At 50.4% G+C, this 23,132-nt stretch carries 23 protein-coding genes and 1 pseudogene; 4 read left to right on the forward strand and 20 right to left on the reverse strand.

The features are described from left to right. Position 1: 1 nt before the first annotated feature. Positions 2 to 865 (reverse strand): helix-turn-helix domain-containing protein, encoded by an 864-nt coding sequence (locus PKO02S_RS02125; RefSeq protein WP_127579433.1) that lies wholly within the window; start codon positions 863 to 865, stop codon positions 2 to 4. A 155-nt stretch (positions 866 to 1,020) separates the two neighbouring features. On the opposite strand from PKO02S_RS02125, the gene PKO02S_RS02130 reads away from it, so the two are divergent. Next, a complete protein-coding gene (locus tag PKO02S_RS02130; RefSeq protein WP_127579434.1) occupies positions 1,021 to 1,413 on the forward strand; it encodes a VOC family protein in 393 nt (130 codons plus the stop codon). 60 nt (positions 1,414 to 1,473) lie between these two features. Here the strand turns inward: PKO02S_RS02130 and PKO02S_RS02135 are convergent, their stop codons facing one another. Then, positions 1,474 to 1,845, reverse strand: a complete 372-nt coding sequence (locus PKO02S_RS02135) for an iron chaperone (RefSeq protein ID WP_127579435.1) — start codon at positions 1,843 to 1,845, stop codon at positions 1,474 to 1,476. A 650-nt stretch (positions 1,846 to 2,495) separates the two neighbouring features. On the opposite strand from PKO02S_RS02135, the gene PKO02S_RS02145 reads away from it, so the two are divergent. Next, positions 2,496 to 3,119 carry a hypothetical protein gene (locus PKO02S_RS02145; RefSeq protein WP_164821247.1) on the forward strand — a complete coding sequence of 208 codons (624 nt, stop codon included), beginning with the start codon at positions 2,496 to 2,498 and terminating at the stop codon, positions 3,117 to 3,119. Next, on the forward strand, positions 3,109 to 3,561 hold the full coding sequence (locus PKO02S_RS02150; protein WP_127579437.1) for a toxin-antitoxin system TumE family protein: 453 nt from the start codon (positions 3,109 to 3,111) through the stop codon (positions 3,559 to 3,561). The genes PKO02S_RS02145 and PKO02S_RS02150 overlap by 11 nt, the downstream gene beginning before the upstream one ends. Positions 3,562 to 3,641: 80 nt before the next feature. Here the strand turns inward: PKO02S_RS02150 and PKO02S_RS02155 are convergent, their stop codons facing one another. The 6 genes from PKO02S_RS02155 to PKO02S_RS02180 form a co-directional block, all read right to left on the reverse strand. Then, on the reverse strand, positions 3,642 to 6,458 hold the full coding sequence (locus tag PKO02S_RS02155) for a beta-galactosidase (RefSeq protein WP_127579438.1): 2,817 nt from the start codon (positions 6,456 to 6,458) through the stop codon (positions 3,642 to 3,644). Between the two features lie 13 nt (positions 6,459 to 6,471). Then, positions 6,472 to 7,344: a carbohydrate ABC transporter permease gene (locus tag PKO02S_RS02160; protein WP_246066794.1), complete on the reverse strand. Its 873-nt coding sequence runs from the start codon at positions 7,342 to 7,344 to the stop codon at positions 6,472 to 6,474. Positions 7,345 to 7,357: 13 nt separating this feature from the next. Then, positions 7,358 to 8,299, reverse strand: a complete 942-nt coding sequence (locus PKO02S_RS02165; protein ID WP_127579439.1) for an ABC transporter permease — start codon at positions 8,297 to 8,299, stop codon at positions 7,358 to 7,360. A gap of 68 nt (positions 8,300 to 8,367) precedes the next feature. After that, complete coding sequence (locus PKO02S_RS02170; protein ID WP_164821248.1) at positions 8,368 to 9,903, reverse strand: extracellular solute-binding protein; 1,536 nt, start codon at positions 9,901 to 9,903, stop codon at positions 8,368 to 8,370. A gap of 168 nt (positions 9,904 to 10,071) precedes the next feature. After that, positions 10,072 to 11,757 (reverse strand): response regulator, encoded by a 1,686-nt coding sequence (locus PKO02S_RS02175; protein WP_127579441.1) that lies wholly within the window; start codon positions 11,755 to 11,757, stop codon positions 10,072 to 10,074. Between the two features lie 2 nt (positions 11,758 to 11,759). After that, a complete protein-coding gene (locus PKO02S_RS02180) occupies positions 11,760 to 13,520 on the reverse strand; it encodes a sensor histidine kinase (protein WP_127579442.1) in 1,761 nt (586 codons plus the stop codon). Between the two features lie 371 nt (positions 13,521 to 13,891). Here PKO02S_RS02180 and PKO02S_RS02185 point away from each other — a divergent pair, with 371 nt between their 5' ends. Continuing rightward, positions 13,892 to 14,080: a hypothetical protein gene (locus PKO02S_RS02185; protein WP_127579443.1), complete on the forward strand. Its 189-nt coding sequence runs from the start codon at positions 13,892 to 13,894 to the stop codon at positions 14,078 to 14,080. Between the two features lie 127 nt (positions 14,081 to 14,207). Here PKO02S_RS02185 and PKO02S_RS02190 read toward each other — a convergent pair whose 3' ends face one another. From PKO02S_RS02190 to PKO02S_RS32865, 12 genes and pseudogenes are all read right to left on the reverse strand, one after another. Continuing rightward, the gene (locus PKO02S_RS02190; protein ID WP_127579444.1) at positions 14,208 to 14,708 is read right to left on the reverse strand and encodes a hypothetical protein; all 501 of its coding nucleotides are present in this window, start codon (positions 14,706 to 14,708) and stop codon (positions 14,208 to 14,210) included. Continuing rightward, on the reverse strand, positions 14,708 to 15,244 hold the full coding sequence (locus PKO02S_RS33785; protein ID WP_373865176.1) for a DUF6973 domain-containing protein: 537 nt from the start codon (positions 15,242 to 15,244) through the stop codon (positions 14,708 to 14,710). Before PKO02S_RS33785 ends, PKO02S_RS02190 begins: the two co-directional genes overlap by 1 nt. A gap of 50 nt (positions 15,245 to 15,294) precedes the next feature. Continuing rightward, the gene (locus tag PKO02S_RS02200; RefSeq protein WP_127579446.1) at positions 15,295 to 15,780 is read right to left on the reverse strand and encodes an ankyrin repeat domain-containing protein; all 486 of its coding nucleotides are present in this window, start codon (positions 15,778 to 15,780) and stop codon (positions 15,295 to 15,297) included. A 16-nt stretch (positions 15,781 to 15,796) separates the two neighbouring features. Beyond that, positions 15,797 to 15,943: a GH-E family nuclease gene (locus tag PKO02S_RS33075; protein ID WP_307720004.1), complete on the reverse strand. Its 147-nt coding sequence runs from the start codon at positions 15,941 to 15,943 to the stop codon at positions 15,797 to 15,799. Next, complete coding sequence (locus PKO02S_RS02205; RefSeq protein WP_246066797.1) at positions 15,918 to 16,274, reverse strand: GH-E family nuclease; 357 nt, start codon at positions 16,272 to 16,274, stop codon at positions 15,918 to 15,920. The genes PKO02S_RS33075 and PKO02S_RS02205 overlap by 26 nt, the downstream gene beginning before the upstream one ends. Positions 16,275 to 16,656: 382 nt before the next feature. After that, entirely contained in the window at positions 16,657 to 17,256 is a 600-nt protein-coding gene (locus tag PKO02S_RS02215; RefSeq protein WP_127579447.1) for a response regulator transcription factor, read from the reverse strand. Continuing rightward, on the reverse strand, positions 17,253 to 18,392 hold the full coding sequence (locus PKO02S_RS02220) for a sensor histidine kinase (RefSeq protein ID WP_127579448.1): 1,140 nt from the start codon (positions 18,390 to 18,392) through the stop codon (positions 17,253 to 17,255). The genes PKO02S_RS02215 and PKO02S_RS02220 overlap by 4 nt, the downstream gene beginning before the upstream one ends. 58 nt (positions 18,393 to 18,450) lie before the next feature. Then, entirely contained in the window at positions 18,451 to 19,521 is a 1,071-nt protein-coding gene (gene desA / locus PKO02S_RS02225) for a Delta(5) desaturase DesA (protein WP_127579449.1), read from the reverse strand. A gap of 214 nt (positions 19,522 to 19,735) precedes the next feature. Beyond that, positions 19,736 to 20,413, reverse strand: a complete 678-nt coding sequence (locus PKO02S_RS02230; RefSeq protein ID WP_127579450.1) for a hypothetical protein — start codon at positions 20,411 to 20,413, stop codon at positions 19,736 to 19,738. Next, positions 20,410 to 21,153 carry a hypothetical protein gene (locus PKO02S_RS02235; protein ID WP_127579451.1) on the reverse strand — a complete coding sequence of 248 codons (744 nt, stop codon included), beginning with the start codon at positions 21,151 to 21,153 and terminating at the stop codon, positions 20,410 to 20,412. Before PKO02S_RS02235 ends, PKO02S_RS02230 begins: the two co-directional genes overlap by 4 nt. Before the next feature lie 61 nt (positions 21,154 to 21,214). Further along, positions 21,215 to 22,819: a carbon-nitrogen hydrolase family protein gene (locus PKO02S_RS02240; protein ID WP_127579452.1), complete on the reverse strand. Its 1,605-nt coding sequence runs from the start codon at positions 22,817 to 22,819 to the stop codon at positions 21,215 to 21,217. An 81-nt stretch (positions 22,820 to 22,900) separates the two neighbouring features. After that, a pseudogene (locus PKO02S_RS32865) lies at positions 22,901 to 23,132 on the reverse strand (hypothetical protein); the annotation flags it as partial.

Genomic DNA, 23,132 nt, shown 5'->3' on the forward strand with positions numbered 1-23,132 from the left:
ATTATATCATGGACTCTTGGCTCGGATTAAACACCGGCACGTGACTCTCCCAAAGATCCTCTCGCTGAAATAGCTCCGTAGGCGTCATGTTGGCGTATTTGCGAAAATCGCGGTACAGGTGGGATTGGTCATAATAGCCGCATGCTAACGCCAGCTCCAAGCTCGAGCTTACCCGCTCTTCCCGGATCATCCGGAAGGCTTGCTGGAATCGGACCAGATTGCCGTAGCTCTTGGGGGTGAGCCCCACCTCGTCCTTGAAAACCCGAATGAACCGCTCCGTGCTCAAATTGGCCTGGTCTGCGATTACAGCAACTTGCGGCTGGATAGCGATAGGCGAATGCTCCAACTGTTGAAGCGCGAAAGCTACGGCCGGATGCCCCTTCGGGACCAGCATCTGCTTCTCCAACAAACGCAACAGAAACTGCTCAACCCTCTGGAATCGCGGCTCCGCTCCTGAAGCTTCCAACAGCCTATCCCTCAACTCATCAACCCGCGCTTGTCGACCCAGCCCCTCCGCGAGCGGCATGTCCACATCCTTCAGCTCCCCCATCAAGTCCCCTAGAAAAGGCAGCGCTCCTCCCGGCTTAAACTCGATGCCCAAACAAGCTTCCTGGCATACCGTGTCCAAGTAATAGTAGGAAGACCGCGGACCCGCGATCAAGCTGCCGGGCAAAGTCGCATAACGCTCCATCCGATTGCCCTCGTACACGCGAATCCGATCCTCCTTTAGATTGATAATCCAGGCCAAGGAAACATCGGGCAGCTTCGATTCGAATGGATGATCGGGACGATAGCCTTCACAGCTCCACAGCTTGTCGATCCATTTCGTTAAGGGGTGTATAGGTTGGCGAGCATGGAAAATCACCGGAACGCCCTCCTTGCTTCATCCGATTCTGTTAGTCAAATTATACCACCCTCGCGAGGAAAAGAAGATCACCAGATCAATTTTTTACAATACGAGCCTGGTTGCTGTAGCTATACTAAAGAGGAAACGTCCACTATGAAAAAGGAGGATTCATCATGACAAAGTCCTACAAACCGGAAGGCTTTACCGCGGTTACCCCGTACTTTATCGTTGCCGGTGCCGACAAATTTATTGATTTCCTGAAAGAGGCCTTCGACGCGGAAGAGCTGGAACGAGGCACTCGGCCGGACGGTAGCATACAACACGCCACATGTCGAATCGGCGATGCCGTCGTGGAGCTCGGGGGAGGCACCAACCCGGACTTCCCTCCGATGAAGCTGGCGATTCATCTCTTCGTGCCGGATGCGGACGAGGTGTACAAGCGAGCGCTGCAAGCAGGGGCGCGTTCCCTGTACGAGCCGCAAACCCATGACTACGGGGAGCGCTCGGGCGGCGTGGAGGACCCGTTCGGGAACCAATGGTACATCGCAACGAATATAAGCCGGTAAGGGAAAAGAAGGCTGTCGCCACCAGGAGTCGATCGGACTTCAGGTGGACGGCAGCCTTTTTTATTTTCGCCAAAACGTAGTACAGTTCGCTTTATCCCAAATATTGAAATCGATCATTTTCTGAAGCATGTCGTAATGGACCGCACTTCCCCACGGAATCCGCACCAACAGCTCAGTGTGATCGTAACCAGCCAGCTCGATCGCCTCCGCGCAATGGATCATGCCCGCCCGCTCCGGGGCTACCGCCATATGCTTTTTGGATACGCTGAAGCCGATGATGTAGGTGTCGTGATCGGTGTACATCGGCTGGTTCCACCCGACCTTCCGCTCCAGCTGGGGAAAGGTTTGCTCGATCCATTCGAACACTTCTTCCATTCGGGCGCGGTGCTGCGGGTTCTCAATCTTATTCAGGAAATCTGCGAAAATGTCCATTGGGGTTCCTCCTCCAAACACTCCTATTAAAACTTCATCCCGTGGTAGCCCATGGCTTGATAACCCTTGACTCTCTTCCTATACATGGCCATGAGCAACGGGACTTGCAAATCCACATAGTCATAAATCTGAACAACCTGTTTACATTTTTGGCAAAATGCTTCAGCCGTTGCTCGAAGTACTCCACATGCGCCGTTCGTTCAGCCAACAGGATCGGCGACCTTCCTTGATCCAAAGCCTTAAGCATGTCATCAAAAATCATACTATTCCGTTCTTCGTCTTGGACCAGCAACTGATAAACGTCTTGAATCCCAAGGGCAGGTGTATCCGCCGGCAACCGGAAGTTGGTATAACGCGGAAGGACCTGTTGCTCCAGATCGTGATTCATACAGCCTCCGGAGTTAAGGATGATGGGTTTATTTTAGCATAGGTGGGAGCAAACATCATTTCCAGTTGGTTTGATAAATTAGAAATCGTTTGAATATATTGCTTATCGATTGACCATATATATTAACAGCTTAAAGTTTTCTTTTAGTTACATTTTAGTTTAGTTGTAGTTTGAATAAAAATCTGTTAAAATATGGGGTGAGGTGATGTTTATGATAACTTCCGAGGACCGTAGATTGGTCGAGGAAGAGGTCGTCCGAGATGTGCAGGATAATCCTCAATTTGGAATTGCTGCCTTTAAGCTACTTTATAATTTGTTAAGCCGGATTAGTCCGGCACAACTTCACGAGTCCCCTTTTGCTCAATCCATTCCGTTTCACGACAAGGATACGATTCTTCAAGAAGATCTGTCCAAGGAGATTGTTAAACTTCTCGACCTTGCCTTTCAATTCGCATCTGAACAAGACAAACCGCTTTATTATTCGACTGGTCAAATTAGTACCTATTTCGGCGTTTCCATCACGACTATTAATAACTGGCTTCGAGAAAAGCGATTATCATATCCCAGCATGGACAATAAGCCCTCGTTCAAACAAGCTCGAATCCCTGACACTGCCATCTATAAAGCCCCTAATGGAAACGAAACCATCCTTCGCGAAATCATTGCAGAATATAATTGCCGCAAAGCTTCCGAACCCGTTTACCAAGACGTTGAACGAGTTAAGGAACTGGTCAAGACCATGATGGTTTTTGAGGGGAACTACGGTGGTACTTACGAGGAAGTGGTTGTTCGACTAGGAGATCCCGCTTTATCCACGGATTGGAAATGGTCTCGGGATGCAGAAGAATGGCGTTACCTTATGAGGGAGATCTCAGGTGAACGGTAATCCCAAAAGTGATCTACGGCGTATACATCGCGAGCTGAACCACGGTATACATGGCGAGATTCGAGATACCGATCGCTCCGGAGCATCCTCTACTATGTATATCCAGAGGGCGACCATTACTTTCAATGATTTCTCCAAGCTTTACGTCACAGAGTATCTCAATAAGTCTGGTACGATTGACAAGTATTATTATGACTGGGAAGATGCAAGCAGCAGGCTAAAAGCCCAATATCATAGCGAATCTCACGAACAAGATAGACGCTATCAAACTATAACCGAGCCTTATCATATACACCCGCCTAAGGATTCGATACTCTCCAATATGGATCGATTCCCCAATTACTCTCATCAGGATTTATACTCTATCGTGGAGGGCATTGTTATCTTCGCTGTAATTCCTACCCGACCTACTTTAAATGCAAGCTTTGATGGGCAGGACTAGCCGATCACTCTAACGCTCGCCTTTAATCTCTAGATAAAAAAAAGCACAAGCGTCGGCTAGGGCAGCCGGCATTTGTGCTTTTAGCTTGACTGCTTCCCTCTGCCGAAACGGGACGGGTTTTCCCGCAGACTGAACAGAAGTGTTTCCTTGTCGCCTACAAGGCCCTCCGGCCGATCGTAGTATCGCAAGGACCGCAGCTCGCGAATTTCGTCGACCTGCCGGTTCGTCTCCAAGCGGAACTCGACCGGTTGACCGCTTTCGTTGGCGATGTAGACCAAGTCGTCGTTCTTTCTACGAACGAGCCTGGCCTCCAGCCCTTGCACCCGTTGCCCGGTCTGGTCCGTTACTTTCAGCTCTCGCTCGATTCCGGCATCGTCTATCAGCCTGTCTAGCAAAGCATAGAGCGAGTCGGTCCGAAGCGTCCCCATCGCCGCCCACACGGCCCCCAAGCCGACTTGCCGCTTCAGCAAAAGTGCCCGCCCCTGCTCATCGGATGCCATGACGTCGGCTTCATCAGAATCGACATGCTGGAACAAGCCGGTGATCCCCAGCTTCAATCCGGCCACAGCGGCAGCGGTTCGAACGGACATCGTGTCGACACCGTCGCTATACGTAACCGTCTGCTCCAGATTCTGGTCGTACCGCTGCTCCAGCTCGCCATAGACGACTACACGAGGAACGACCGTGCTCACGATCCGAATGCCCCAACGCTGCAAATAATCGCGCGGCCGGACATATTCATCGTGGGTGAGCGACTCCGCCAGCACCAGCAGCTTGCCTCCTTGCCTGACATACTGATCCAAGGCGGAGAAGACAGATTCAGGCAAATACTTGGCCGCCGGGATCATGATCAGCCTGAATCGTTGCGCTTTCCCCTCCAGCAGTTGCCGCTCGCTTACGAAAGTGATGCCGGTGTCCAAGCATCTCGCCGCTTCGTAGCTTTCCCTAAGCGATTTCAGATAGGGGGTAGTCGAAGCGGTCATGAGCTCAGGCGGCACTTGCAGCACATTCGTTTTGGAATACAGCAGCGCTACTTCCTTGGGAAGCTCCCAGAAGGACACGATTTCCTTGCTCAAGCGACGGACATCGAGCGCGGTGTACAGATTGTCCGCCACCTTATCGATCGTGTGCATGCCGTGCGCCGGCGATCGGAGCGTGCTCAGCGGGAATTGGCGAGAAGGCTGCTTCGGCCACCAAAACTTCGAGATCGCGGTTTTGCCGTGCAAGTAGTTGAGCAGCCATCGTGAGCAATCGCCTCCCTGCTCCGGATCCACCATAGGCTTCGGCCGGTCGGAGAGCGCATTAAACAAATCAATGCCCAGCAGGTCATCCCCCTCATGCAGGATGACGTCGTCCACTTCATTGATGATCTGCTCCTCGTCAATGCCGCTAGTCCCATTATGCGGGCTCAGCATAATCGAGGTCCCTCCTGCGCTAATCGGCATCGTAGCGTGCAACCGGCGAACCGATTGCTTCGACCACTTGAGATGATCAGTGAAGCGTCGCGTGTTCCAATCGGACCAGTCGAACCATGCGGCACGATTCGCATCGCCGGCCGGCGTGAGCCCTTCGGTCGGCGGAGGCGATGCCTCCTCGAAGCTCTCGTATCGGGTGCCCCAGCACGCGTTTAGCCGCCCGATCGTCCCGTGCCGCTCCGCCAGCCATGTACGGAATCGCTGCAGCGATTGCTCGCAATAGCACAAGTAGGTCAACTCATAGCCCAGAATGACATAAATCAAGTGAGGGTGGTTGTTCCAGTCGGCGGCATGATCTCGGTTGTAAGTATCAATTGCCGCCAGAATATGCTCGTTCTCCAGGCAAATAACAACATTCTCCTTACGGCCGCCCATCGCCCACTGATCCTTGATCAGATGGCCGCACCAGCCTTTCCAGCCGACCCGCTCCGTCCCCTCAAATGTGTGAAACGCTTCATAAACGGGGGAGCTTTCGATATCGTAGCGGGAGCCTCCGCCCACCGCGTATAGTTCCATCTTGTGCTGCTCCGGCGCGAAAAAGGGCATCAAAGCCCCTTCATTGTGATAGCTCATCGAACAGATTAAGAACGGTGCTCCGCTCGGATCGACGAACGACCGGCCTTCGATGCGCAGCGACTTGAGATCGGGCAGCGGCTTGACGACGTGCAACGGCAAGTTCGAGTCGTCCTCATCGTCCTCGTGCTTGCGGGACGACAGCAGCTGCTCCAGCGGCACCCGGTGCTTCCGCAGCTCCACCAGCGCACCGCTCAGGTTGCGCCTTCTCGCTCCCGGCGAGGAGTGCCAGGCGAGCAGCGGTCGACTCTTGAGCGCGATATCCGCCGCTACAAGACCTGCCCGAGCGTACAAGGTCTGCTTGCCGTTTATTTCGGCCGCATCAATAGCACGAAGCAGTCGTTCTCGCTCGGCCCACACTTCCTGTTCCAACTGGAGCACATCCTCCGGCAGCTTTACATGATCCGGCTCATAGGTATAGCAGCTAATATCTTGATGCTTGAGGTACAGAATCGTATCTCCCGGCACCGCGCCTGCGCATTCGTCAGGAGTATCCGTCAAGACCGACAAACGCAGGGCCGAGATCTCCAACGGCTCCGCAGATCCGTCAGGCAGCGGGAAGTGCAGATTGACCTTCTCGATATGCGACAGGTCGAGCAGCCGATCGCCTCGCTGAGTTTGCATCGGATCGATCTGAATGACCACATGGGTCGTCCCCTCGCCCAGCAGCAGCGCTCGCTTACGGTCGACCAAGTTGCCGTAATCCAGCTCGGAGCTAGCCGCAGCGGCTCGGTCCCATATTTCAATTCCCCCGATGACAGGCTCCGGATACGGGTTGAAGACGGTGAATTGCAGGGAACGATACCCGCTCCAATCGCTCAATCCATCCGCTATTTTCCAGTTTGTCATGTTCTGTTCTCCTTTACCCTTTGATCGAGCCGAGCAGCACACCCTTCACAAAGTACTTTTGCAGGAAAGGGTACAGCACTAAGATCGGCAGCGTACTGACAATGATCGTAGAATATTTCAGGGAATCCGCGACAACGACGTCGCCGCCTTGCTGCTGCTGCGAGGCCGCCTCCGATGCGATTGTTCCCGAGATCACCAAATCCCTCAGAATGAGCTGAAGCGGGAACATATCCGCCGACTTCAGATAGATCAGCGCGCTATAGAAATTGTTCCAGATCCCCACCGCCACGAATAGACCAATTGCGGCGAACACCGGCTTGGACAGCGGGACAACCAGCCGTAAGAAAATACCCAGATCATTCATCCCGTCAACTCGACCTGCATCGAACAGCTCTTCCGGAAGGCCTTCGAAAAACGTTCGGAAAATCAGGACATTGAATGTATTGATAACGCCCGGAATCACCATCGCCCATACCGTGTCGAGCAGCCCTAAGGCTTGGACGACCATGTACGATGGAATCATCCCGCCGCTGAACAAAATCGTGAATACGAAGCCCAGCATGATGGACTTGCGCATCACCATATGCCTCTGCGACAAAGCGAAGGCGGCCATGGAAGTCAACGCCAAAGAAAGGAAGGTGCCCAAGGTCGTGTAAATCACCGTATTTTTATAGCCCGTCCAAATCCGCTCATCTTGAACCACTTGCGCGTACCATTTTAATGTGAATCCTTTCGGCCAGAAGCTGACCGCATTTTGCAAGACGTACGTTTCGCTGCTTAGCGACACATTCAGTACATAAACAAACGGATACACCGTAACGAACATGAGCACCAGCATGAGCAGCGCGTTAACGATCGTGAACAGATCCAGTCTGCGCCCTCTCACAAGATCATCCTCCTCACCATAAGCTCGTCTCCTTCAGCTTCCGCGCCAAGTAGTTGGAGCAATAGATCAGTATGAAGCTTGTGATGCCGTTAAATAAGCCGATCGCGGTGGCATAGCTGAAATTCCCTTTGAGTAGCCCGGTCCGATACGTATAAGTTGACAAAATATCCGCCGTACTGTAAGTCATCGGTGTATACAGCAGCAATACTTTCTCAAAGCCGATCCCGAACAGCGACCCGATGTTCAGAATGAGCAGCACGATGATGACCGGTACGATCCCCGGCAATGAAATCGACCACATCTTCCTCCAGCGTCCCGCTCCGTCCAGGTCTGCGGATTCATACAGATGCGGATCGATCGTCGTCAGCGCCGCCAAATAAATGATCGCCCCCCACCCTAATCCCTGCCAGATGCCGGATGCCACATAGATCGTACGGAAGTATTCCGGTATGGATAAGAAGTAGATCGGCTCTATATGGAATACGCCCAACATTTTATTGACCAGCCCCGTTGTAGGCGAAAGCATCATGACGATCAGGCTGGCAATGACGACATTGGACAGAAAGTGCGGGAGATAGCTGACTGTCTGAACGACCCGCTTGAACACGCTGTTGCGAAGCTCATTTAGCAGGAGGGCCAAGACGATCGGCGCGGGGAACCCCCAGATCAAGCTGTAGAAGCCCAGCAGGAACGTATTGCGCAGAAGGGGCCAGAAGTCCGGATTGCTGAAAAAAATGTTGAAATATTTGAGCCCTACCCACTCGCTCTCCCACAGGCCGCGGAATACATTGTAATCCTTGAACGCCACAACTAATCCGAACATAGGCAAATATTCAAACAGCAAATAATAGATCAACGCAGGCGAGAGCAGCAGGATCAGGAACCTGGCGCGATAAATCCGGCTCAGGCTCTCGTTCTTCGGTATCGCGGCTTTGACTTTAACCGGTGAGGACATCCCAAACTCCTTTCAGCAGAATGAGGAATGGGAACAGACCTGCTCCCATCCCCATTACCGGCTTACACCTATTTTTTGGTCAAAGCAGCCTGTTGCCGTTCATACGCCTGCTGTCTGACTTTGATGACATCATCAATCCCAAGCTTCTTCAATCCGTTAACGTAATCATCCCATTCGCTGAGCGGGCGGTTGCCCAGGATGAATTTCGTAATATTTTCCTCAAAATATTTGCTGATCGCATCGGACTTGATCGTGATCGAATCGGACTCCGCTTTGGTCAGCGCCGGTGCCGGCTTGCTCGGAGACATATACTTCACGGCAATCTCCTGCGCTTCCTTCGACTCCTTCGTCAAGAGCGACATCCAGGCGTTCTCGTCATACCAGGGGAAGTTCCCCGAAGACTTCAGTCCATAGTCGCGAGTCGCGGTAGCCATGTCTTTGACGGAGTCCACGAACTTGTTCTGTCCGTTCACTTTGGTGTAGGTAACGCCTTCCAGTCCCCAGCTCAATGCTTCCTTGCCGGCCTCGGAGTACTGCCAGTCGACCAGCTTCAAGGCATCCTCCAGCTTCTTGGATGTCGTGGTCACGCCCCAGCCCTCGGAGATGAACGACTGCCTCGCCGACAACCGGCCGCCGGGTCCTTCCGGTGGAATCATGCCTGCAAGCGTATAGTCCGGGTTCGTCTTGCGCGCTGCCGTATTGTAAGTGTCGATGTTGTTGAGATAGCCGTATACCATAAACGTTTTGTTGGTGGTCACCAATTCGTTCCGCTGCTTCTCGTCCAAGGAGAGGAAATCGATAGGAATCAGCTTTTCTTTATACAGCTTGCTTACCCACGTGATCATATCGCGGAAGTTGTTTTCCATCGGACCGTAAGACATGGCCTTCAGCTTGTTGTTGTAGTAAAAGCCCACCCCGGTTCCCCACGGCTCGGTAAGCGAATACAGCACATCATTCAGCTTCTGGAACGTAACCGGATAACTGTCGGGATACAGCTCCTTCAGCTTCTTCAGCACATTGTAGAATTCGTCGTAATTTTTGGGCTGCTCCAGCTTATGCTTGTCGAAAATATCCTTGCGGTACATGAACAAGGAGCTTACCGCCGCATAAGCGCCTTTCGTCGGAGGGATATACAGCTTCCCGGTAGCGGACAGCATCCCTGCGGTTTCGTTAGGGTTGTTCTGGATAAACTTTGCTAGATTCGGCATTTTGTCCAGGTGGTCCAGCAGATTGACCAAAGCACCCTCGTCCCCATACTTATGAATCATATCGGTGCCGGACATCCACATCAGATCCGGCAAATCGCGCGAGGCGATTACGAGCGGAATCGTTTCCCACCAGTTGCCTTGATACCCCGAGACCTGAATTTTGACGTTGGCCTTCTTCTCATAAACATTCCAGATCAGCCAGTCTTCCTTGAACGGTGTCGAGGGGTGATTCTGCACCTTTGCCGTCAATGTGAGCGGCAGTTTGGCCGTAGCCGCTGCTGAAGGATGGGTCCCCGGACTTGCACTTGAGCTTCCGCTCGACCCCCCGCTCGAACAAGCGGTCACTAGAGCTGCGACCACCGCGACGGCCGTCAACACTATGCCTGCCTTTTTCATTTTGGATGCCTCCCTTTTCATGTAGAAGAAATCTCTTCTCCACTCAAGGGTACAATGAGGAGCCGGATGACTCTATCGACCGATTTGTACATTGCCATGCCTCCGTGTACAAGTTTCGAAGACTGTCTAGCTGGCACCTTGACCGGATTTGACTCTACATACCAATTGTTACTTCTTCACTCCAAAAACATGATCCCGGTACTCCTGAGGCGTCATGCTCATATGGGTGCGGAAAAACCGAGCAAACGCCGTCCCGGATAAAAACCCGACCGCTTCCGCAATTTCTTGGATTTTCAAGCTCGTGCCCAGCATTTCTTTGGCCGCCTTGATGCGAACCTCGGCCATATAGTCGGTCAAGCTTTTCCCTGTACACATTTTATAGAGCCGGGATAAGTAGTTGGGATTCAGATGGACAAATTCGCCTATGCTCGTTAAGGATAAATCGCCGCTCAAATTCCTCCCGATATAAGCATGGATTTCGCTGACGATCTGCTTCGTATGGTCCTGCTGCTCGCTCGACTTGAACGCGAACCAAGCCGTGAACAGGCGGTGGAAGTAGGCTTCATATTCCTGCCATGCCTCGAGCGGGTTGAAGCTCAACAGCTTGTGGCCCTCGAAGCGCTCCAAGGACGCGAAATCGGTGTTCCATCGGTTCGTGCAGGAGAGGAGCAAGAAGGACAGCAGGTGAAAGATCTCCATTCGCTGAGCAGCTGTTGCTGTAGCGGAAGTCCCTTCCTCCGCTCTCAGCCCATTCATCAACTCGTTGAAGATCGTCATGAACTCCTCGCGTCGTCCCAGCTTTAACAGCTCGCTTAACGGATAGTAGTCCACATGAGGCAAGCGATTGTTCGGAACGGAAGCTCTGGCGACTGGTTGCCGGTGCTCCTGACGCATGTTGTCCAACTGCTCATCCGTGGTCAATATTTCCTTGTTCAAGCCGATCCCCTGATGGAACAGCAGATCCAGTCGGTGAAACGTAGGAGCGATCGCCTCCCAGGAAACCGCGCCGGTATGGACAATCACCGACACCTGCAGCTTAAGCAGTTCCCGGCACGTATGCTGCACGGTCTCCATCGTGCCGTAGATGAAGCGGAAGTAGCGTTGCCAGCCTTTCTCCGAGAATCGCTCGACCTTATGTGGCTGCAGAAACCAGACGACACTGTCCTTGTCATAGGAGATAGAGTTCAACACGACGGACCCGCTCAAATATTCTTCCAAAATATTGCGTAAGGCAAAATGCAGCAAATTGCGATTCGAGAAGGTCATGGCTTCCTTCCAACCGTCCATTCGCGTAATCATCATGTAGACGGGTGAATCCGGGTCAAACCTCATCTCCATCTCCGCAAATTGCTTACGCCGCTGCTCTGCCGTGATCGTGTTGTTCGCAAGCATGCTCATGAGCAGCTCTCTCTGCATGGACGGTTTGGCTGCTTGGAATTGGGCCTCCGATCGCTGTACAAGGTCGTTCCTCTTCCATTCCTCCCGCAGCTCGCGAGCCGCTCGCTCCACCGCTTCAATAATGACGGCGTCCCCTTCGGTTTTCAGGAGATAGCCCGCCCCTCCCATGGAGATCGCTTCCTTCACATATTGGAAATCCTGATAGCTCGTCAGGAAGATCACTTTACTGCGCGGCCATTGACTGCGAATTTCCTTCAACAGCTCCAGCCCGCTCATGCCCGGCATCATAATGTCGGAGAGGATGATATCAATCTTATGGCTGTTCATAATCCCGATCGCTTCGTAGGGCGAATAAGCCTTGAACACCTCCAGCTCCAGATGCTCCAGTTCCATGAACATATCCGCCAAGTCATCCGTAATAATCGGCATATCGTCGACAATCAGCAACCTCTGCACGGCTACTCCTCCATCCTTAGCTTCAGTTCGATCTTGACCCCTCCCATCGTGCTGGCGGATATGGAGATGCCGCTGTCCCCGCCCCTGTACAATCGGACCCTGCGGTGTACGTTGACCAAGCCGCTGCTGTCCCCGTCATCCGCATCCAGCCGCGCCTTCAGTTGCTCCAGCTCCTCCGCGCCGATCCCCTGTCCGGTATCCTCGACGACCAGACGAATCTCGCCCCTGCCCGTCTCGATTCGAACGGCGATTTCGCCATTCGAATATTTCTCGTTGAAGCCGTGCTTGTATGCGTTCTCAATCAAAGGCTGCAGGATTAATCGAGGCACAAGCACTTTCCAGTACGCTCGGGGAAGAGGCGCGAAAGCGATCTGCAATCGAGGGTGGCATATCGCCTGAATGTCTGCATACGTACGGGCATGCTCCAGCTCCCGCTCCAGCTCGATCAGATCCTCATGATCCCGCGTAATGAACTGAAAGTACTGGCCGAGGAACTGGGCAAATTGCGTCGCCTTGTCGTTGTCCCCCCTGCGCACCAGTCGGGATAATACGAAGAAGCTGTTGTACAGAAAATGGGGGTTGATCTGCGCCTGCAGACGTTTCAGCTCGGACCTCTGATTGCGAATCTCCAGCTCATATACGTTGTGAATCGTTTCCTTGAGCCGGCCCAGCATAATCGTAAATCGGGTATAGATGTACCCGAACTCGTCGTCGTTTATGGCGCGAATCGAAACATCCATCCTTCCCTTCTCCACTTCTCGAAATGCCTTGGTCAGTATTTGGAGCGGATTATGAACCGTTCGATAGATCCAGATGGAAATGAACACGATAATCCCCAGCGCCAAAACCGACATGATCTGGAAATTCAGCCGGTATCGCTTCAGCGAGTTGAAAATGATGTCCGTCGGCGCGTAGGTCAGCATCGATGTACCCAGTACGGAGGAGTAGCTGTAGGAGACGAAATAGTCCCGCTTGTCCAGCGTAATATAGGGATTGTTGTCCAACGGGCCCCCGTTCTGCACGTTCTGCTTGAGCAGGTCCACTAGCTTCGCTCCTATAGCGTGAGTGCCGGAGCTGGTCACACTCCATCCCATCTCCGGGTCGAACCAGATCGCCCCGCCTTCCTCATACCCTACGACGTTGTTCAGCACCTCTCGGATCGACGGCTCATCCAATTGGGCGGCCAGGACCACCACTCCCCTCCGCTCGTCGATTCCGTTGTTCAGATAAGGGACGGTCATGTAGAGGCCGTTTCGCCAGTTCACGAACCCGCGCGTCGGCGCCAGGCCGAATGTCGGCAAGTCCTCCTCACTGATCCTGGAGAATTCGTTGTACGTGACCTTGCTGCCCATAGTCGGGAGAATCGCTTGTGCCTTCCGGATATAATGGCTCGCATTCTGCATCTCGATGACGATATTCTGAATGTTCATCTTCAGCTGCAGCTCTTCCGCACTGCCGCTGGCTTCCGAACCGGTCATCAGCAGCGCGATCTTGATCGTGTTCTTGTTGAGCAGCATGCTGATTTGCTGGAGCTCCGTCTCGAGCAGCTTGTGGAACATACGCGACGACTCTTGCAGGTTCTGGGTCATTTCCTTCTTGTTCGTATTTGCGCTGGTTTCATTCAACACGAAGTTGAGGGCATACAGGGGGATGATGATAATCAGCAAGCTGACGATCAACCGGCCAAGTATCGAAAATCGTCTCATCCGCATGGCAAACCGGCTTCCTCCCTTCGACGCTCCTATGCCGGGGATCTCTTTCATTATACAAACGCGCCTTCGAAGCTCCTACCTACCAATCTACAGATGGATCGACCGATCTAAACTTTTTTAGTTAGGGTGGGGAGCGAGGGGAACGATTGGCCGGAGCAACAAGGTAACTTAGAAAATGGAGTGATGGCGTTCTCTACGCTGGGAAGTCTCTTCAAAAAAAGAAACCTTGAAAGGCACGAAGCCAGTCAAGGTTTGATCTAAATTCTATTCGACCTCCGTATTCAATAAGACTTCCATGAGATCAATATCAACTTCATTTCCATGGAACTGGACGCCAATCCGATTCATGACCTTATAGAGCAGTTGCGGGGTGATCTTCATAAGCTGTTGAGCGAAAAGCTGAAGGGCTGGAGAGAGCAATTTTGAACGGGCTGGCTTTGCTCAATAGCTACCACTCCTATTTTGCCTGGTTACGGTTGGAATGGAAGGAAGGCCTGACCCAAGCGCGGCAACTGTCGTACGAAGGTGTAGGCAGGCTGATGCCTGCGGAAAAATTGGCGCAAATAATTGGCAGGCTAGTAACGACACAGCGGCAGCTTCGCGTGCTTTGACGTGATGTTCTCGACATCGATGTTTCCGAAGAACCCGTTCAGGATCGAAAAAAAGGCTGCCCCCTCACTAAGTCGATTGGACTTTAAGTGGACGGCAGCCTCTTTTAATTACTCCAAAATGTTAAACCTATGATTTCTTATTAACGGAAGATGCTATTACCTGATAATAATTTTTTCCGTCTATTTGCACTTTACTACCTATTACGACAGCTTCATCTGCTGTAAACATTATACAATTAGGATCTTTTGGAGCTTTTTCAATAGTAAATTGTAATTTGCTTGGTTGCTCAGGATCATAAGGTACTTTTTCTTCATGTACAATTTTGTTATCTAATAAAAACAGCATCCCACTCATTAAATCAGTTTTTCCTTTATATTCAACTCCTGCAGTTTTACTAATTTCAGCACTAGAGCTACCTACTTGAAAAATAATTATCTTATCCCATTTAAAATCAATAATATCTTTTAATGTAATTTGGCAAGCGCTATTCACACATTTACTATTAATATCATTAATAACTTTCTCCCTAACATCTGCGCTAGTGGTACACCCCGCAATAAAGAAAACTAACGATAGCAACATAAATGCCTTGCATAAGTGACGAATATGTATTTTCAAAGCGCTCATTATTCATATTGCCTCCTTTGTTCTTCAGTAAATCCATCATACTGTTCCCGAGTTAGCGCTTGTTGAACTATTTTAAATGTTCCGTCTGACTGTTCACTCGCAACCCAAAGTCCAGAATCACGGAAATAATTTAGAACATAGATAGCAATTGCCCTCTTTGAATTCGGAGTAACACATAGCCCCAAAAATCTACCAATTCTATTATTCAATAAATCGATTGCTTCATCTGCACCAGATAATGAATTAAAAGTAACACCGCTTAAGTCGTTTATTTTATCTAATGCATTAGGGTTTTCCTCATGAGCATTTCCCACTTGTGTTGCGATATCACTCCCTAATTCCGCAGTAATAATTGTTTGCCAGAGTGCATGTCTATAAGCGTTAACTTGTAAACCTTCATGTGCAGAATTCTCAACTAATCCAAGATCATTTGTTGAAAACCTTACAGCGTCGTTTGAAATATCAGTCTTACCTTTCCCAGGGTCTACATTTCCAATTCGTTTGGCAGCTACAGGATGCCTAACTACAAATAAAATTGTCCTTGTTTTGGAGCTATTATAGTTCTAACGGTTGTATATAAGAATTATTATTGGAGAGAGAGAATGTCTATTAATTTTTGATTTTCTACTTGGATTGCAAAATCTAGTGGAGACCTACCCGCCTTATTTTTGGATGTTACATCTGGGTTTTTAGTCATAAACAATTCTACCATCTCATAATATTTTCCTTTACAATTAAAGACCGCAGTCCAAAGTGCGTTATTACCAAATTTATCGCGAATATTGATATCTCCTCCAGCATTTAGAATTTCTTTAGCTATTGTTATACTAGGAAAATTACTGATATAATGTAACGCTGTTTGACCATCTAGATTAGTCAAATTAACATTAATATTGTTTTCAATGAGATACATAGCGATTTCAAAGTTTCTTCCAGCAATAGCATGATGAAGCAACCCTGAACCAATATCACTTTTTGTATTGATTTCATCTAAGTTGAAATCACTTTTAAATTGATCCAAATCGCCATGCTGTGCTTTTGTAAAGATAGTAGCCTTTTCTGAAACGCTCATTGTTTAACCTCCAAGACTATTTATATTTGTGGCTTCTGTTTCCTGATACCGATTCAGGTCGATAATTTTTCGGATTCCAATACTCACTAATAAAAGTATTGTAATCAATTTCGCCATTCATATATTTTTTATGCCATTCACTGTGTTTTATACTCAGGAACATGCCCCATATCCCACTGTCCAGCCCTTAATTTCGTAGGGTCCCAGAAAAGTTCTTCACCTGCGTTAGGGTCATATACTTTCCCGTTGGCATCTTTCGCATTTTGCCATACCTCATCTACTTGTCCTGTTCCGTATTTAGGTCTATTACTCGAGTTAGAATATGGTTTTCCTCCGCTAGCAGGCAAGGCCATGACACGAAGCGCCGTCAGAGGAAATGTGATTACTTTTGCCGCACTTACAAAAACCAATCCAAGGAGGCTTGTACGAAGCATACGATGGAACACAACCATTTGGAACAAGCGGTATTGTATGCGATCAAGCAACAGGTACACATTGCGGTTTCCCTTTCAGAAGCTTTCACGGATTAACAAGGCTCCGCCCCAAAAAAGCCAGTCGATTCATCTGAATGAATTGATGGCCGCAAAGGAAAAAGAACTGTTCAAGATTTCACGTCCTTGTAGTCTATATATAATATACATTTCCAGAAACAAGGCCTGGGGTTATTACCTAGTACAAATGTAAAATGGGCAGAGGCAGAAGGCAAACATGCCAAATGTATCCCGTGAACGAAACCATAAATACATAGAAAAAAGCCTTCCCCAAGGACCCAAGGACAGGCCTCCCTTTATGCCTCCAACTTAATGAACCCCTACCACCTTGCAAAACTCCATATCCGCCTTCGCCGCGCGTTCAGCGAGCCGGCGCCGACACCCCTCACTTAAACCAACCCTTCTCCTTAAACCGAGTAATCGCCTCCACCCGATTGCTGACGCCGAGCTTATCCAGGATCACCGAAACGTAATTGCGGACCGTCCCGTTCGTGAGATACAGCTCGCTGGCGATGTCCTTCGTGTTCTTCCCGTCGGCGATCAGCGTCAACACTTCCTTCTCCCGCTCCGTCAAAGGGTTCTCCATCCCGTACGCGTCATCCACCAGCTCGGTAGCGTAGATACGGCGGCCTGCCATAATGCTGCGAATCGAACCGGCCAGCTCCTCGCTCGGACTGTCCTTGAGCAAGTACCCGCTGGCGCCTGACTTGATCGCCCGCTCGAAATACCCGGACCGCGCAAACGTAGTCAGAATCACAACCTTGCAGCCCGAGCGCCGCAGCTCCTCCGCTGCTTCCAGCCCGTTCTTGCCCGGCATCTCGATGTCCATGATACAAATATCCGGCTTGTGCAGGTGAACGAGTCGAACCGCTTCTTCGCCATTGCTCGCCTTGCCTACCACCGTCATATCTTCCTCCAGATCGAGCAGCGAAGCCAGGGCCCCCAGCAGCATACGCTGGTCCTCGGCAATTACAATTCGAATCACTTCGACGCCTCCTTTCCCGGTTGCTGGACTACGGCAGGAACCCTGAATACGATCATCGTCCCCACTCTCGACACGATCTCCATCGAACCGTTCACGAATTCCAGCCGTTCCTTCATCCCTTGCAGCCCGTGTCCTTTGGCGCCTAGCGACGGATGGGACATCCCGACCCCATTATCCCTCACCCTCAGCACAAATTCGGTGGGCGTTGGCTCCATCGATACCGTACACTCCGTTGCGCTGCTGTGTTTGACAAGGTTGGTCACCGCTTCCTTCAAGCACATGCACAGCACATTTTCCCCCATCAAGGTCGTGTTGACCGGGGGGAGGGGATCGCTTTCCAAGACGAACTCAATCTGAGCCGCCTTCAGGATTTGCTTGACCCGAAACATCTCATCCACCAGCCGGGTTCCGCGCATCTGCGTGACCAGCTCCCGGACCTCATTCAGAGCTGTTCTGGCCGTTTGCCGAATATCTTGAAGCTCCTCATGAGCCTTTGCCGGATTTTTACTGATTAGTTTGCCCGCCAGGTCGCTTTTCAATCCAATTAGGGATAGCTTCTGCCCCAAAGTATCATGGAGATCGCGCGCAATCCGCTGCCGCTCCTCCAGCTTGACCAGCTCGGAGATTCGTTTGTTCGCATCCTCCAGCTGTCCTTGCAGCGCCTCTCGTTTGTTCCGATTGTAAGTCGTGACCGGCAGCAGCACAACCCCGATCATACTGACGATGATGAAGGGTAGCTGAGCGACAATGATCTCTCTCTGCGTCACGAACCCGAAGTTCACCGCCGCAATCGCCGTGATCAGATGGATGTTGTAGAGTGTCCAGAACCCGACCAAATTCCGTATATTCCCGATAAAAAAAGCGATGAACAATGCGAAGTACACATACCCCATGAACAGCGTCATCGCGATAGAAATAAGAATCTGCACGCTCGTCCAGAAGTACACCATCCGGCCCTTGGAGATGAAGGCCAAGACATGGCAGGCGAAGAACACCAGAATCATCATCAAACCTATAACCACTTCGTTCGTGGAAGAGGTTTTTACGATGAAATAGAACGGAAGAATGTACAGAACGACCCAGACGTAAGGGCTCAGCCCCGTATTTCGGTGAAAAATGTGAAACCACTTCTTCATGGCCGCTCTCCCCCATCGTACTACATGGAGTTCATTATAGCAGATTCAGGCGTATTGCCTAATTGGCCGGGATCGGTTTCTCCAGTGGACTTGTCGTTGGGCTAGGCTGGTGCTGCTGCTGCGGGTTCTGTTTCTTCACACGCCTGAGCTGCTTGAACCCGATGAATTGCTTTCGCTCCTCGTCCCACAGCCGGAACCGGAGCGCCGTCAAACTTTCACGAATCGTAATCGTCGTCGCCTGCTGGAGCGGAACCGAAGCGTTGTGCGCCTTTTCCAAGTTATAATTCGGTACCTTCGGGCTCAAGTGATGCACATGGTGGAACCCGATATTGCCCGTGATCCATTGCAGCAGCTTGGGTAGCTTGTAATAGGAGCTGCCTTCTACGGCTGCTTTCACGTAGCTCCACTCTTCCTCGTGCTCGAAATAAGTCTCTTCGAACTGGTGCTGCACGTAGAACAGCCAGATGCCCAAGCTTCCGGAGAGGAGGAAAATCGGGCCTTGAATCAGCAGCAGCGTCTGCCAGCCGACAACCCAACCTAGTGCAGCATACACAGCGACAATAAGAAAATTAGTCAAATAGTTGCCCAGACGTTCCTTGCGCTTCGCGCCTTTGCGATTGAAACGGTACTGGATGAGAAACACCGCGATCGGCCCCAGCACAAACAACACAATGGGGTTCCGGTAGATTCTGTAGGCGATCCGGCGCCAGAGCGAAGCAGCAGCATACTCCTCAACGGTAAAAATCCAGATATCGCCGATCCCCCGTTTGTCGAGATTGCTGCTCGTGGAATGATGAATCGCATGCTCGTTCTTCCACTGCTGGTACGGAATGAGCGTCACGATGCCCAGGAAGGTGCCTACTATATCATTGGCCTTGCGGCTCTTGAAGAACGTTTGGTGACAGCAGTCGTGGAAAATAATAAAATTCCGCACCACAAATCCGGCAGCCACGACCAAGATCGGCAGCGTGAGCCAATATGAGACGGACAAGCTCAGGTAGGCGGCATACCACAGGATGATTAGAGGGGGAAAAGTGTTCAGAAACTGGCGGATGCTGGCTCGCGTATCCGTCTGTTCGTAGGGCGCCATCTGTTTTTTCAGCTGCGCGATGTTGGGGGTCTGTTCCATTATGCGGTTCCTCCTCGAGTATAACACGATCTATCTCGAGTATAACCCGCCGGGCAATTAGGACCTAGTTATAAACGTCAGTACGGGGATATGACATTTGTCATGTGTGGGGGGGATCTGAGCGTAAAAATGAAATAGCCTACTCAGCTTCATGTATACACGAGTAGGCCTCACTGGTTCATATGTTCCATTGGACTGTCCTAAACGGGACCGCTTAAGCTCCTGTGTCCACCAGCAGCTCTTCAATCCGTTTCAATTTTTTGAACAGCATCGTTCTATCAATAGCGGTTCTATGTTTCGTCACGAGGGCCAGGAACCGTTCTATCTTCTCTTCATTGAAGTTGAGCTCCAGCTCCATATAATCCCCTAGCTCTTCCAACGTTTCAATTTTTTGATAATGAAACTCCACTAAACTCATCACGGAAGAGTAGCATCGGCGTGTTTGTTCCACGTTATTCAGACCCAAGTACTCGTCGCATTTCTCCCAAGAATCATAAAGTCGATCTACATAGTTATCGACGAGGATACGTTCGACAGTCCGTTCAAACGCCTCATCGTCAGCATCTCTCAAATAAGACGAAATCCGGTAATGGCGTAAAGAAGAATGGATGGCCTTGATCAGCGGTTTGGTTATCTCTTGCGGCACTTCAGCCTTCTGCATCGTCTGGTCAACGACCGGCATGGTCTTCTTCTTGAGCGCTTGCCGCACCTCATATTGAAGCTCAAAAAACAGCTTCTGGTCATCCGGGAACGCAGATCGCAGATTCATTATGATTTCTTTCCCGCCTGCTGCTGCAATCTCAAGAACTTGCGAGCAATGGATGGAGTCGAGCTGCGCGAACCACTGTCCGAATGTTTTGCTTACCTTGCTTAATGCCAATTTGGAGCTCATGGAATCGCACCTTCCATATCTTCATCCGGTTCCAATTCCCTCTGCAAATGCGACCATCGATGCCTCGGCTTCGAGTCCGACATGCCCCAATCGAACTCGTCGTGCCACGACTCATCCGACTTCCCATAATGATGCTGCGGCAAGTCGGGCCAGGGGGTAAAGTAGAAATCGTTCAAGATAGCGCTTCTCTTCTCCGAAACAGGAGCCACAGCCGCAGCCGAAGTTTCCCCCATTGCCCGTAATCGCTCGAAGACCAGCATCCCCGTTCTCGTAAGGCTATAGAATCGATTTTTGCCGATTCCCATATATTGAACCAAATCCTTCGCACGGAGCGATCGCAACAAGTTGCTCCTCTGTTGCGGATTGTCGATGCCCACCTCTATGGCTAGCTGTGTGGGTGTAGCTTGCTCCTTAGTCCCTAAGGCCGCAATCATCTTCCGTTCTAGGTTAGGCAAGCTGTTTATTGTAACTTGCTGTTGTTTCCCTTGAATCTCATGGTGCAGATAATGGGTTATCATGCGCGCCATTCCCAGGTTATAGCTTCTCATGCTCTCGGGACGGTCATCCTCTAGGGCGTATTCCATCTGAAGCCGGATTCGATCCAACATCTGAAGGTCCAATTTCGGAGTTTTCTCGAACACATGGCGCATAAGGACTACTAACAAGTCATTGGCCTGCGACACGTCGGAATCCTTAACTGTATTCCATTGATCGAAAGCTTTCCAAAACATTTCATTCATCCGAATCGCTCCTTAGTACACTTTTTATACACTTTCATTATAGAATAAGCGCAGAAGATTCTCAACTCGTATCTACGGACCCTTGTCCACCCTGGGCCTTCCGCCGCGTGTCCCATTCGTCCTGCATCCTCTGCAGCTCCGTCAGTACATCTCGGATGCTATACACGCCCCACTCGTCTGCTCTGAGGAATACATCTCGATATCCAGGCAGAGAAACTACAATCCGAGCTTCCACTTCCTCTTTGGACCGATCCGCTTCTTTCTTCCCGAAATGATTGCATACAATCACGGCCGCACCGTTTCGCTCCGCCAGCTCTTGCATCCTGCGAATAAATTTCCCACCGGCCGGGTTCGGCGTCATGGCCATGACAAAGATGATATCTACACAACGGTCTACCAGAATATGAGCGATTGGGTCGATGAGGAAATCGATACAGATGAAAAAAGCAATCCGGCCCCAAGCCGTATCGAACAACATGATCTTCCGTTCGTCATACGCATTCCGTTCGACTCCATGTATCTCTCGAAAAGGAGCTAACTCCCCTTCAAAGCCTCTTTTGCTATAGAGAATAAACCGGTTCATCTTTCTAACATCCGCAAGCAGCTTGCCACTAGCGGCAATTACCTTAGCCCGGTTATATAGTTTTCCTTCTATTGCTTCGTGAAAGGAACCTGTAAGGAATAGGACCGTCCCGGAATAGGAAGAACCGCGCATTTGCTTCTTCTTTTCGTTAAAAGAGGCAATCAGCGTCTCCCTCAAATCAGGAGGAGTGAAGAGCTCAGGCAGGATCATAACATCCGGCACCTTCTCCAATAAGGCTTCAAATTGCTGTTTCACCCTATCGTTATACTCCGCAGGCCTCATAGCTCGGGAAAAAGAAAACGGCAGTAGATCGTCATCCCCGGGACTTTCGTCTGTCTCCAATTTATAATCACTCTGGACCTCCCATTTACCCGGTAGAAATCCAATGGATAAGTCGAGGATGCTGTTCACATCGAAATGCGTCAACCGTTGGAAGCGATGTTCCACTTCATAGTAAGAATAATAGCTTTGAGCTACGTGAAAACTGTGGATCCTATTGCACAACAGAAGGTAGTTCGGGTCAATCGCATGTTTGTACAGCTTTTGCAGCTTCAAAGCCTCAAGTAGAACGGAATGCCTCTTAGGAAGCACATCACCGTATATCGTAGAGAAAGGAAACGTCTCCCAAGACTCCACTTGGATCATCAAACGATCCCTCAATAGGACTAGGTGCCGGTCCATAATTTGAAGAAGGCTGAATAGGCGAAAAAGCAAAACTTGCTTGGAATCGGAAGAATCCACGAGCTCCTGAACGAACTGTTTGGTCTCCTCCATTAACGCAGTCCAAGCTTTCTCCTGGTAAAGCTCCTGATCCGATGGTAAATGCTGATTCCAAGACTCCTGCACTTGCGCGTGCACTTGTTCCGCTTGTTCGCTATTCGTCCACCTCAACGTCTCTACATCTAGTAAGTTGGTGTTATCGAAGAAGGAATAGAGCAACGCGAAAAGCTCCAACACGTGGTTCAAAACTACCGGCGAGTCACAAGTACATTGCGGTACCGTACAGACAATCTCTTCTTTCATGACTATAGTGCGAATCCGGTTGCTGCAAAAAACAGAGCGTTTCATCTGATCCAAATCCACGAATAAGTCAACTCCTGTACATTTCCACAACAACCTTATTATAGTTGGATCCAGCCAGATAGTATACAAAGTTTTACATTTTTATAGATCTATCAAAATACGAAAAAGGCACTGACCATATTGTTCAGCCCCCTTTATGTTCCATCCCTCTATTGTACCACTAGCTTCTTCAAGTGCTTCGTAGTACTTTAAACGGGTTCCACTCTCAGCTTTGACAACTGCGGGCGGGTACCCGCAGCCCATTAAGGCTAACCTAAGGAAACATCCATGAATGGGTTTGTTGATCCTAAAATCAGCTTCCTCTATAAGGGTT

Source organism: Paenibacillus koleovorans NBRC 103111, from assembly GCF_004000845.1.
Classification (GTDB): domain Bacteria; phylum Bacillota; class Bacilli; order Paenibacillales; family NBRC-103111; genus Paenibacillus_AA; species Paenibacillus_AA koleovorans.